Below are 12,453 nucleotides of genomic sequence, written 5' to 3' on the forward strand. Positions count from 1 at the left end.
ACATCTTTTGAGTGAATAAAGCCGCAATCTATGCGGCTTTTTCGATATTATTATTTTGTTTGTTATTGTTCAGCAAAGAGGAGGCTAGAAGCCACCCCAAATTGCAGCGATAGTACCAGCAACTAAAGCATAGCCCAGTGCCACAGGCATCGTCTTACGGATAATTTCTGATTCACGACCCGCCATGCCTACAACGGTTGCAGCTGCCACAACATTCATTACGCACATCATGTTACCGGCGTTTGCACCAATGCCTTGCATCGCTAATATCAGCGCATGGTTAGCGCCAATATTGTCGGCAACACTGTACTGCAGGCCAGAGAACATCATATTTGAGAAAGTGGCAGAGCCTGATAAGAAGGCACCGAAAATACCGACAATTGGTGATACCCAAGCCCACACCGCGCCCATGCTGTTTGCCAATGTATCGGCAAGCGCCACAGGCATAGAGGCAAGACCCGAAGCGTTTTCGCCTGAGTTCAAGAAGATTTTGACCATAGGCACAGATGCACCGAGAGAAATAATGGTCGGCACCATAGATTTGCACGAGACTGATATTGATTCTTTTATCGCTGGCGATTTCATTCTAAACAGGAAGAAACCTAAGATACACACCAGTACAAAGAAAGCACCTGGCGCGTACAGAGTAGCGAAACCGGCTTTTAACTCGGTGCCTAGTAATCCTGTCCAGCTAATATTAAAGCTCGATAACCAAGCTTTAAGTGGCGCGACTGTACGTGAAAGCACTAGCAGGGCAGCCATGATCAAATAAGGTGACCACGCAGCAAGCTGAGAGAACTTTACTTCAGTGTCGAGCTCTTCACGTTTCTGGCCATCATTTTCAGCAAAGTCATTCCACTGCTCTTTTGGTAATAAATAACCTTTTTTAGCAACAGGGATCACCACAGCCATACCGACAAGTGCACCAATAACCGATGGGAACTCTGGGCCTGCAAAGTAGTTAATTAGCCAAGCAGGAACAGTAAAGGCAAGGCCAGCAAATAGCGCAAATTTCCAAATAGCTAAACCTTCTTTAAATGACTTATTACGGCCAAAGAAGCCAGTCAAAATAGCCACCATAGTTAATGGGATAAGCGTACCAGTCACTAAATCAATGGTTATCATATGCATGGCAATAAACTGCGCATAATCCGCAAAACTACCACCGTGTTGGGCGATTTGCTCGGCGGCCATATTGGCGCCGCCTTGGGTGAGGCCTTGCTCCATACCAAATAGTACTGGTAGGCCAATTGCACCAAACGAAACTGAAGTGGAGTCAGCGATTAAGGCTACAACTGCTGCAGCAATCGGTGGGATGCCGAGCAGTACTAGCAGTGGCGCGCCAATTGCCGCCGGGGTACCAAAGCCAGCAGAGCCTTCGATAAACGAGCCGAATAACCAACAGATGATGATCACCTGTACACGAGCGTCACCACTAATGTTGGTAAATCCTGCGCGAATGGTGTCCATAGCGCCAGAATATTTAAGGGTGTTGAGTAAAAACACTGCGCCAAAAATAATGGTTAGCGGGGTAAGAGCTGATAGCAAGCCTTCTACCACTGAAGCGGCTAAAAAAGTGGTATCCATTTTCCAGATAAATACAGCGGCAAGGCCGGTAAAAATCATGGAAATAGGCATAGCCCTTGATGCGGGCATCCGCAGTAGGACTAAAAACAGCATTACGCTGATAATTGGCGTTAAGCTGGCGAGTAGTTGAATAAAGGTCATGCTTGCCTCGTTTGATTTATATTTCTGTATCTAACTTCAATTTCTACTTCAAATAGCTAAATTTGAGTGGCTCTCTTCTTAGTGTTGTTATCAATCCATCTATTAACTTCTAGTGAGAATGGATTTAGGTGTGTACTAAACGTGATTTAGCATTTAACCAATATGATCTAGATCATACTCCACCCTAATTGTGATCGATAATGCCATTAGTGAGAGCGATCACGATTTTACTTGTGGTGCGAGTGTGATCTTGATCACTCAAAATATTGGTGGCGGTGCTAGGGATTGGCGTTTTTAGGCTGAAGATAGGAGAAATAGGTGTAGAAGGTATCAAAATGTATCTAATGGCGGCGAGAATAGCCTTTATTTGATCGTAAACTTTCTTAACCGATATTAGCTAATGAGCTATTTCAGCCTCGCAAGTGTGACTTATATCTCAGCTTGACACTCATGCATCCGGTTTTAATTATCATTATTAATCTAAGTTAATGTTTATATTGATTTAGTATTTTAAAAGCAAAAAATGCGATTTTTGACGACAAGCTTTCGGCAAAATAAAAACTGTAGTTTGCTAACAGCTAATGCTAGGAAATGTACGGACTGATTATATGAAAGGTGGTAGGACGCTTTGCCGATAGCACAAAGCTGTCTATCGGCGAGGTTTTCTCTTTATAGTGATTGGTATTAGAACAGTTTGCTGCCCCAACCGAGTTTAGTTCGCAGCACGTGAAAATAGTTATGACCTTTTGGGTGCACAAGCCTTAAGGTTTCTTGACTGCGTTTGATAATAATTTCATCGCCTGGCAATACTGACAGATGTACATGGCCGTCACAGCTTACTTCTAAATTGTCACCGTTATGGGGTGAAACCACTAATTTAATGGTGCTGGCGGCATCAACAACTATGGGTCTGCAAGAAAGCGTATGCGGGAACATAGGTACCAAGATCATCGCTTCAAGATTTGGCGTTAAAATTGCGCCGCCAGCAGATAATGAGTAAGCGGTTGAACCTGTTGGAGTGGAAATTATCATCCCATCTGCGCGCTGGCTGTACATAAATTTGTCGTCAATATAGACTTCAAACTCAATCATGTGGGCAACTTTACCTGGGTGAAGTACCGCTTCATTAACCGCAGTGTTACTCGATTTGAGTTCACCATGGCGATGCACTTCGGCTTCAAGTAAGAAGCGTTGCTCAATTTCAAATTCACCTTCGAGCACTTTCGATAAGGCTTCTTCAAAAGAGTCTGGCGGGAGATCGGTTAAAAAACCTAAATTACCACGGTTAACACCAATAACACCGATATTGAACCTAGCAAGGACTCGCGCTGCACCAAGCATATTACCATCACCGCCGATGACAATGGCTAAATCGCACTGGGCACCAATCTCTAATAAATCTACCGACTGAGCCAGCGGACCGAGTTCGCCAGCAACGCGTTCTTCGACCAATACTTTATAGCCTTGCATGCTTAGCCAGTGGTGTAACCTTTTTAAGGTCTGAGTCGTCCCTTTATGGTTGGGCTTACCAATTAGACCAATTGTTTGAAACGTATTGCTCATAATTTATGTTAGATCCAGCTTTAGGCCTTGAAACCTTAAATTTGATCCCCATAATATGCCCAGAGCATGCAGAAACAAAGCATTTTTAGCTGGAGCAAAAATGAGCAACGAAACAAACAAAGCACAAGATAACCAAGTTGAAGAGATCGTCGAAGGCGAATTGCTTAACGAAAACGGTACAGAAGCGACTGATGAAGCTTCTTTAATGGATGAATTAACTCAAGCTAACTTCCGCGTTGAAGAGTTAGAAAAAGCGTTGCAAGAAGCTGAAGCTAAGGTTGTTGCGCAAAAAGATTCAGTAGTGCGTGCAGCAGCTGAAGTTGACAACATTCGTCGCCGTTCAGCTATGGACGTAGAAAAAGCGCATAAATTCGCTTTAGAAAAGTTTATTAATGAATTGCTACCAGTATTGGATAACATGGAGCGTGCGCTGCAAGGTACTGATGCAGAAGCTGAAGCGACTAAAGCAATCTATGAAGGTGTTGAGCTAACTGCCAAGGGTTTTGTTAGCACAGTAGAGAAGTTTGGTTTAGTTCAAGTTGATCCGCAGGGCGATGCATTTAACCCTGAGCTTCATCAAGCGATTGGCATGCAGCCTAGTGCAGACTTCCCAGCTAATACTGTGATGATGGTTATGCAAAAAGGTTATACATTGAATGAGCGTTTACTGCGCCCTGCAATGGTAATGGTTTCTCAAGGCTAATGATTCGCTAGAGATTAGTTTGTGCTGACAATTACGTGAGTACCGACAATAAAAAAGGACTGCTTAGGCAGTCCTTTTTTGTGGTTAACACTTTCAGAAAAGGTTAAGCGATAAAATCTTCAATCTGCTTTTGAATACCCGCAGCATCTAAACCAAGTTCACTGATGATTTCATCTGGTGCACCGTGCTTAATAAATTCATCAGGTAAACCAATTAGCAATACTGGTTTTGGCATTCTAAGCGTTTGTAACAGTTCTAGTACACCAGAGCCTGCACCGCCCATAACAGCGTTTTCTTCCACTGTGATGAGCACATCGTGGCTTGCTGCGAGCTCTTTAACCAGCTCTACGTCTAATGGCTTAACGAAGCGCATATCGGCAACAGTGGCATCAAGAGCTTCGGCTGCGGTTAAGCTGCTTGCCAATAGGGTGCCAAAGTTGAGGATAGCAATCTTGTTGCCCTCACGTTTGATAACGCCTTTACCAATAGGCATCGCCGTCATTGCTTCAATTTGTTCTGCACCGGTTGCACTGCCGCGTGGGTAACGTACAGCGGTAGGACCGTCGTTATAGCAGTAACCGGTATATAGCATCTGACGGCATTCATTTTCGTCAGATGGCGCCATGATGACCATATTAGGCACGGTACGCATAAAGCTTAAATCAAATGCGCCTTGGTGAGTTGGGCCATCTGCACCAACAATACCACCACGATCGATAGCAAACAGTACCGGCAATCTTTGTAATGCTACGTCATGGATCAGCTGATCATAACCGCGCTGTAAGAATGTCGAATAGATAGCAACAACAGGTTTATAGCCTTCACAAGCAAAGCCGGCGCCTAAAGTGACCGCATGTTGCTCAGCGATTGCAGCGTCAAAGTATTGTTTAGGAAAACGCTGAGAAAACTCAACCATCCCTGAACCTTCACGCATTGCTGGTGTAATGCCTAACACTTTTTCATCTTTTTCTGCGACATCGCATAGCCACTTGCCAAATACTTCTGAGAAGGTTGGGTCAGATGCTTTAGCAGCAGGCTTTTCAAAGGTTGATGGATCAAACTTTGGTACAGCATGCCAGCCGATAGGATCTTTTTCTGCCGGCTCATAACCACGACCTTTCTTAGTCATGATATGCAACACTTGTGGACCACTTAAGTTGCGCATATTGCGCATGGTTTCAACCAGAGCGTCTACGTCATGACCGTCAATTGGGCCAATGTAGTTAAAGCCTAGCTCTTCAAATAACGTGCCCGGAACCACCATGCCTTTAAGGTGCTCTTCAGTGCGCTTAGCCATCTCTTTGATGACTGGCATACCTTTAAGTACTTTCTTGCTGCTTTCACGGATAGTGGTGTAGAAGCGGCCTGACATTAGCTGTGCGAGGTGATTATTGAGCGCGCCAACGTTTTCAGAGATAGACATCTCATTGTCGTTTAGCACCACTAGCATGTCGTTATGCAAGTCTCCCGCATGGTTCATGGCTTCAAACACCATGCCGCCAGTCATTGCGCCATCACCTATCACCGCAACGACTTTACGACCTGCTTGCTCTTTTTCAGCAGCAACAGCCATTGCCAGTGCCGCACTAATAGAGGTACCAGAGTGACCGACACTAAAGGTGTCGTATTCACTTTCTTCACGCCACGGGAATGGGTGCACGCCGCCCTTTTGGCGAATAGTGTGCATCTTTTCACGGCGACCCGTTAAAATTTTATGCGGGTAAGCTTGGTGACCAACGTCCCAAACTAATCTGTCAAATGGCGTGTTGTACACGTAATGAAGCGCAACTGTCAGCTCCACCGTGCCTAAGCCCGATGCAAAGTGACCGCTTGATTTACCCACAGACTTCAGTAAGAAACCTCTAAGTTCGTCTGCCAACTGTGGCAATACGGCTTGAGGGAGCTGTCGTAGCTCATCTGGAGTATTAGCCTGTGCAAGCACAGGGAATTGAGAAATATCAAAACTCATATTGAGATTCTTTGTCTCTTTATTAAACTCTTCGCTCAATGATGTAACGGGCGAATTCTGCAATTAACTGGCTATTGTATGGTAATTTAGCCAGAGCTGATAGTGCGTCCTCAATCAAACTTGCCGCAGTTTCTTGAGCGCCTTCTAAACCAAGCAACTTAGGATAGGTGCTTTTGTTTGAATCTGTATCTGAACCTTGCGGTTTTCCTAGTTCTTCAGTGCTGGAGATAATATCGAGCACGTCATCTTGAACTTGGAAGGCTAGGCCTATTGCATCGGCAAAATCGAGTAGAGCTTGGCGCTCATCTTCGTTAACTTTAGCGGCAATGATGGCAAACTCCACCGCACAGCGAATAAGCGCACCGGTTTTTAGTTTATGTAGCTGTATTAATGTCGCTAATTGAATCTGCTTGTTAGTAGCACTTAAATCCATCGCTTGACCACCACACATACCACTATACCCAGAGGCATTAGCTAAGGCTTTAACCATAGCTAAATTCTGTGATGGAGTAATGTTTTCTATTGGGTCGCTAACGATTTCAAACGCTAATGCTTGTAATGCATCACCTGCTAGAATTGCTGTTGCTTCATTAAAGGCAATATGGACAGTGGGTTGCCCACGTCGCAAAGCATCATTATCCATAGCAGGAAGATCGTCATGGATTAAAGAGTAGGCATGCACACACTCAATTGCTGCAGCACACGAATCAAGGGTGGTCAGCTTGACACCTAACATATCACCCACTGCATAGACCAAGAACGGGCGAATACGTTTGCCGCCGATCAAGGCACCATGCTTCATTGCAGCTTTAAGGTTTGGCTCAATATCATCAAGCGCATTAATACGCAGTGCTAGCTGCTGATTAATACGTTGTTGGTAGCGTTTAAGTGACTCTTCTAACAATTACTCACCCTCGACATCATAAGGTTTGAGAGTATCGACACCCTCTTCTTGCATTAGAACGGCGACTTTTTGTTGCGCATTTTCTAGTTTATTTTGGCTATTGCGCACAAGCTTGATGCCGCGTTCGAATTGCTTGAGTGCATCATCGAGCGAAACATCGCCATGTTCTAAGTCGGTTACGATTTTTTCTAGCTCGGAAAGTGAATCTTCAAATGAGAGATTTTCTGGTTTTTTTGCCACGATGATCATTCCTAGAAAATAAGCGGTACACAAAGTATATCAGCAGGGCACATGGGTCAAATTAAGCCGTTGACTATTTGCACAAAAGCACGGTTTGAGGAGCAAACGCACGCTAAAAGGCTTGTTAAAGTATACGTTAACGAATTGATTATCGATCAACTTGCTGACGATTGGAAAATTACCGAGCCTGCACTTGAGCGCTATTTTAACGGAAATTGAATAAGATTTGCTGGAAATATCACTCAAGAGATCGTTTATTTGGTCGTTATATAGTTAGAATCGCAAAAAATGCCTGCTATGGGTATTAAGACAGACTTATGACTTGCTCAAGTATTAAAGGCATAATATTGTCGCAAAAAATATTTTCGGCATTTATGTAGCACTTGGTATTCGAGACTATCGATAAACCGTGTATTGAAAAGCTTTGAGGAGCAGTTTTGGATTTAGCAACCCTTATCGGACTGATTGGCGCATTTATCTTTATCATTATGGCCATGGTGAGCAGTGGTGGCATCGCCATTTTTATTAACGTCCCGTCTATTCTAATTGTGTTAATTGGTTCAATGTTTGTGGTGATGATGAAATATAACCTCAAGCAGTTTTTAGGCTCGGCCAAAATTGCCGCCAAGGCATTTATTTTTAAAATAGATAAGCCGGAAGATCTTATTGAGCAATCAATCTCTATGGCGGATGCTGCACGTAAGGGGGGGGTCTTAGCATTAGAAGAAGCAGAGATCAGTAACAGCTTTATGCAAAAAGCCGTTGATATGTTAGTGGATGGTCACGACGGTGATGTAGTGCGGGACGCATTAGAAAAAGATATTGCGCTAACGGAAGAGCGCCATAAAACAGGTATTGGCATTTTTAAAGCCATTGGTGATGTTGCACCTGCAATGGGTATGATCGGTACCCTAATCGGTTTGGTGGGCATGCTATCGAATATGGACGACCCTAAATCTATTGGACCTGCGATGGCGGTTGCACTGTTAACCACTTTATATGGCGCGGTAGTTGCTAACATGGTTGCCTTGCCTATTGCTGATAAATTATCGCTACGTATGAGCGAAGAGATGCTAAATCGTAACTTGATTATGGATGCGGTATTGGCCATTCAAGACGGACAAAACCCACGGGTTATCGAAGGTTTTCTAAAGAACTACTTATCGGAAAAATCGCGAAAAATAGACACTTTGGACGGGGCGTAAACGGATGGCTAAGAAAGCCAAATGTGACTGCCCACCTCCGGGGGCGCCGATGTGGCTGGCAACTTTCGCAGATTTGATGTCGCTACTGATGTGCTTCTTTGTACTCCTGCTGGCTTTTTCTGAAATGGACGTGATGAAGTTCAAACAGATTGCGGGTTCGATGAAGTACGCTTTTGGTGTGCAAAATAAGGTTGAAGTCAAAGACATTCCTAAAGGTACTTCAGTGATTGCGCTTGAGTTTAGACCGGGTCGACCAGAGCCAACTCCGATTGAAGTCATTAATCAGCAAACCAATGAAATGACTGAGCCTATGCTTGAGTTTCAAGAAGGCGAAGATGCAAATGCTGGTGGTATTCAGCAGCAGCGCGGAGAGCAGCGCGGCGGGCAGGCGTCAGCGACAGCTGTCGAGCAAAAAGAGGCTGAAGCTCAGGCAGAAAGTGCCGCGCAGTCAGAGTCTGAATCAACTAAAACACAAGCTTCTGCTCAAGATAAAATTAACGAGCAAGTGAAAAAAATGGCGCAGGAGCTGAATAAAGAGATTGTTGATGGCGCAATTGAAATTGAATCTCTAGGTCAGCAGATCATTATTCGTATTCGAGAGAAGGGAGCTTTTGCATCCGGTTCAGGTTTTTTACAGCCAAGGTTTAAGCCTGTAGTGCGCCGTGTGGGCGAACTATTAAAAGATGTGCCTGGTATCGTAACGGTTTCAGGTCACACTGATGATTGGAATATTTCTAATGAGCTTTATAGCTCTAACTGGGATTTATCAAGCAAGCGAGCGGTTGCCGTTGCACATGAACTGGTGAGAGTAAAAGGTTTTAATCAGCAACGCATGAAAGTGGTTGGGATGGCGTCTTCAGATCCATTGGTTAAAAATGACTCTGCCGCGAATCGAGCGCGTAACCGCCGAGTCGAAATCGCGATTGAACAAGGTAAACCCAAAGAATCTGCCGAAATCAGAGTGAGTCAGTAATCACTACTAGGCATACACAAAACACGCAATTTATTGCGTGTTTTTGTTTTTCAGGCCCTCAATAATAGTAAGTAAAACCGTTTTGAGCCGAATATTTACTATTTTGTCGAGACAAACAGAGATTGCTTATACGCAATTGCCAACTGATCTTGTTATAATCGGTGAATTGCTGTTTAAACAACTCCTCGCGGAAGACCAATGAAATTTATCGTAAAACTGTTTCCTGAAATCATGATGAAAAGCAAGCCGGTAAGAATGCGCTTTACCAAAATGCTTGAAACTAACATTCGTAACGTACTTAAAAAGGTTGATGAGACCGCTAAAGTACAGCGCCAGTGGGACAAAATCATGGTTATGGTGCCAGATGATAGACCGGATCTGGTTGAGGCATTTGGTGAACGTTTAGCTTGTATCCCAGGTATCGCCCACGTGCTGCAAGTAAGCGTAAGTACATTTACTTCTGTGGATGATATTTATAAGCAAACATTAGCCGTTTATAAGGAAGAGCTAGCGGGTAAAACATTCTGTGTGCGTGTAAAGCGTGCGGGTAAGCATGACTTTAACTCTATCGAAGTTGAGCGTTATGTCGGCGGTGGTTTAAACCAGTTTACAGACGCAGCAGGTGTACGCTTAAAAGATCCTGATATGACGGTTAACCTAGAGATCGATAATGACAATCTTTACCTTGTTGATAAGCGTATCGAAGGTCTTGGCGGTTTCCCTATGGCCACTCAAGAAGACGTATTGTCATTGATCTCGGGCGGTTTTGACTCAGGTGTTTCTAGCTATCAGTTTATTAAACGTGGCTCTCGTACTCATTATTGCTTCTTTAACTTAGGTGGCGATCAGCACGAAATTGGCGTTAAGCAAGTGGCTTACCATTTATGGCAGAAGTACGGCGAGTCGCACAAGGTTAAGTTCATTTCGGTACCTTTTGACCCTGTAGTGCAAGAAATTCTAGAGCGCGTTGACAATGGTCAGATGGGCGTAGTACTTAAGCGTATGATGATGCGTGCTGCAGCTCGCGTAGCACAAAAAATGGGTATTCAAGCGTTAGTCACGGGTGAAGCTATGGGGCAAGTATCTAGCCAAACATTGACTAACCTAAATGTCATTGACCGTTGTACTGAGCAGTTAATTTTGCGTCCACTTATTGCCATGGATAAGCAAGATATCATCAATCTTAGCCGCCAAATCGGTACTGAAGATTTTGCTAAATCAATTCCTGAATATTGTGGTGTGATTTCTCAAAAGCCAACGGTTAAAGCGGTTTTGTCAAAAGTTGAAGCTGAAGAGGCTAAATTCTCTGAAGATTTGCTTGATCGCGTTATAGCTGATGCTGAAATTATCGATATTAGGGAGATTGCTGCGCAGATGGATACTAAAATCACCGAAACTGAAACCGTTGATGCAATTAGCGCTGGCGAAATCATTATTGACGTTCGTGCGCCAGAAGAGGAAGAGAAGTCGCCTTTAGAAGTTGATGGCGTTGAAGTGAAAGCAATTCCTTTCTATAAGCTTGCGACGCAGTTTGCAGATCTAGATAAAGATAAGAGTTACTTATTGTATTGCGACCGCGGTGTGATGAGTAAGCTACAAGCGCTATATTTACAAGAGCAAGGTTACACTAATGTTAAGGTATACCGCCCTTAAATTGCTTAGCTGCTGCAGATTAGATTAATTATGAGAAAGGCGACTTGCTAAAAGTCGCCTTTTTTTTATTTTTAAGAAATGAGTACAGACAGACCTTGCATCAGCAAGATACAAAAAAACCACCGTTTGAGGTGGTTTTAAAGTTTGACTAAGATAAGCAGATTAGTCTGCTAAAAGCACCTTTGCAGTGGCTTCTTGGTCCTTCTTCACTTCATCAGTCGCAAGCATAGTATCTAGCTCTGCAGTGAGCTGAGACTGCATTAATTCCATGCTTTCTGCTAGGTTAGCTGTTAGTGTTGCTTCAATGTCTTTAGTATCGATAGTCATTTCATCGGCGCTAACAGATGCTGAAAGGCTAAGAGTAGCAATAACAAGTACTGATTTAAGGTTTAACATACGCGGTAGCCTCCAGGCTTATATTCGGGTTGTTAGACATTCCCCATTTACGTCGTAGAGGCTGTCCAACTAATTTCGTTTTGTTGGCGCAGATTTTGACCAAAAGGGCTGGTCTTTACAAACGATAAAATGTAACAATGCTCATTAGAAAAACTAATTAAAAATCGGGATCTGGATCACTATGGCAAGACGATTACCTCCCCTAAATGCAGTCAAGGCATTTGAGGCGGCTGCTAGGCACTTAAGCTTTACCCGAGCGGCTGAAGAACTGTTTGTAACCCAAGCTGCAGTGAGTCATCAAATTAAGGCATTAGAAGAATATCTCGGATTAAAATTATTCCGCCGAAAGAACCGTTCTTTACTATTAACTGAAGAAGGGCAAAGCTACTTTCTCGATATTAAAGACATCTTTACTCAGCTTGCGGATGCCACCGATAGGTTACTCGCTCGTAGTGCCATTGGTTCGCTTACAGTCGCCACCTCGCCTAGCTTTGCGATTCAATGGCTAGTGCCAAGATTGGCTAAGTTTAGTGAGAAAAACCCAGAGATTGATGTGCGAATTAAAGCGGTTGATGATGAAGACGGCTCATTAACCGATGATGTCGATGTGGCTATTTACTACGGCATGGGTAATTGGCAAGGCATGCGTGCTGACAAGCTGAGAAATGAAGTGCTTATTCCGGTTTGTTCGCCACTATTGCTTAACGGTCCTAAGCCGCTTGAAAAGCCAAGTGATCTGAAAAATTACACCCTATTACATGACTCAAGTCGCCAAGATTGGCAGGCGTGGTTTAGGCAATGTGGAATTACTGATATTAATGTGAACCAAGGTCCAATATTTAGTCATTCTTCATTAGTGCTACAAGCGGCTGCTCATGGTCAAGGTGTGGCGCTAGGCTACAGCGTACTTGCAAGACCAGATATTAAAGCGGGTCGTTTAGTCTGTCCGTTCCCTGAAGTTTTAGTCAGTAAAAATGCATATTACTTAGTGTGTCAGCAAAACCATGCTGAAATCGGCAAGGTGGCTGCGTTTAGAGAGTGGATGCTCGATATGTTTGAAGAGGAGACGCGTAGTGAGCTGCTTACTGGATAGATTAAAACAGGCTTATCTAGATGGCG

General features: G+C 43.8%; 11 protein-coding genes. 5 read left to right on the forward strand and 6 right to left on the reverse strand.

The annotated features are described in order from the left end of the window. Positions 1–84: 84 nt before the first annotated feature. The gene (locus L2748_RS09425) at positions 85–1,728 is read right to left on the reverse strand and encodes an L-lactate permease (protein ID WP_220780809.1); all 1,644 of its coding nucleotides are present in this window, start codon (positions 1,726–1,728) and stop codon (positions 85–87) included. Between the two features lie 684 nt (positions 1,729–2,412). Continuing rightward, positions 2,413–3,291 carry an NAD(+) kinase gene (gene nadK / locus L2748_RS09430; protein ID WP_220780810.1) on the reverse strand — a complete coding sequence of 293 codons (879 nt, stop codon included), beginning with the start codon at positions 3,289–3,291 and terminating at the stop codon, positions 2,413–2,415. Between the two features lie 100 nt (positions 3,292–3,391). Here nadK and grpE point away from each other — a divergent pair, with 100 nt between their 5' ends. Next, positions 3,392–3,994, forward strand: coding sequence for a nucleotide exchange factor GrpE (gene grpE / locus L2748_RS09435; RefSeq protein WP_220780811.1), 603 nt, complete (start codon positions 3,392–3,394; stop codon positions 3,992–3,994). Between the two features lie 103 nt (positions 3,995–4,097). Here the strand turns inward: grpE and dxs are convergent, their stop codons facing one another. The 3 genes from dxs to xseB are packed head-to-tail and all read right to left on the reverse strand — an operon-like array spanning position 4,098 to position 7,107. Continuing rightward, positions 4,098–5,963, reverse strand: a complete 1,866-nt coding sequence (dxs, locus tag L2748_RS09440) for a 1-deoxy-D-xylulose-5-phosphate synthase (protein WP_220780812.1) — start codon at positions 5,961–5,963, stop codon at positions 4,098–4,100. Between the two features lie 22 nt (positions 5,964–5,985). Beyond that, positions 5,986–6,867: a (2E,6E)-farnesyl diphosphate synthase gene (gene ispA, locus L2748_RS09445; protein WP_220780813.1), complete on the reverse strand. Its 882-nt coding sequence runs from the start codon at positions 6,865–6,867 to the stop codon at positions 5,986–5,988. Continuing rightward, positions 6,868–7,107, reverse strand: a complete 240-nt coding sequence (gene xseB / locus L2748_RS09450; protein ID WP_220780814.1) for an exodeoxyribonuclease VII small subunit — start codon at positions 7,105–7,107, stop codon at positions 6,868–6,870. A 437-nt stretch (positions 7,108–7,544) separates the two neighbouring features. Between xseB and pomA the strand changes: the two genes are divergently transcribed. From pomA to thiI, 3 genes are all read left to right on the forward strand, one after another. Beyond that, complete coding sequence (gene pomA, locus L2748_RS09455) at positions 7,545–8,312, forward strand: flagellar motor protein PomA (RefSeq protein ID WP_220780815.1); 768 nt, start codon at positions 7,545–7,547, stop codon at positions 8,310–8,312. A gap of 4 nt (positions 8,313–8,316) precedes the next feature. Then, complete coding sequence (locus L2748_RS09460) at positions 8,317–9,285, forward strand: flagellar motor protein MotB (protein ID WP_220780816.1); 969 nt, start codon at positions 8,317–8,319, stop codon at positions 9,283–9,285. A 198-nt stretch (positions 9,286–9,483) separates the two neighbouring features. After that, on the forward strand, positions 9,484–10,938 hold the full coding sequence (gene thiI, locus L2748_RS09465; protein ID WP_220780817.1) for a tRNA uracil 4-sulfurtransferase ThiI: 1,455 nt from the start codon (positions 9,484–9,486) through the stop codon (positions 10,936–10,938). 162 nt (positions 10,939–11,100) lie between these two features. Here the strand turns inward: thiI and L2748_RS09470 are convergent, their stop codons facing one another. After that, entirely contained in the window at positions 11,101–11,334 is a 234-nt protein-coding gene (locus tag L2748_RS09470; RefSeq protein WP_220780818.1) for a hypothetical protein, read from the reverse strand. Positions 11,335–11,515: 181 nt separating this feature from the next. On the opposite strand from L2748_RS09470, the gene L2748_RS09475 reads away from it, so the two are divergent. Further along, positions 11,516–12,427: a transcriptional regulator GcvA gene (locus L2748_RS09475; RefSeq protein ID WP_220780819.1), complete on the forward strand. Its 912-nt coding sequence runs from the start codon at positions 11,516–11,518 to the stop codon at positions 12,425–12,427. Positions 12,428–12,453 lie beyond the last annotated feature (26 nt).

This window comes from Shewanella sairae, from assembly GCF_023283535.1.
In the GTDB taxonomy this organism is placed as follows: domain Bacteria; phylum Pseudomonadota; class Gammaproteobacteria; order Enterobacterales; family Shewanellaceae; genus Shewanella; species Shewanella sairae.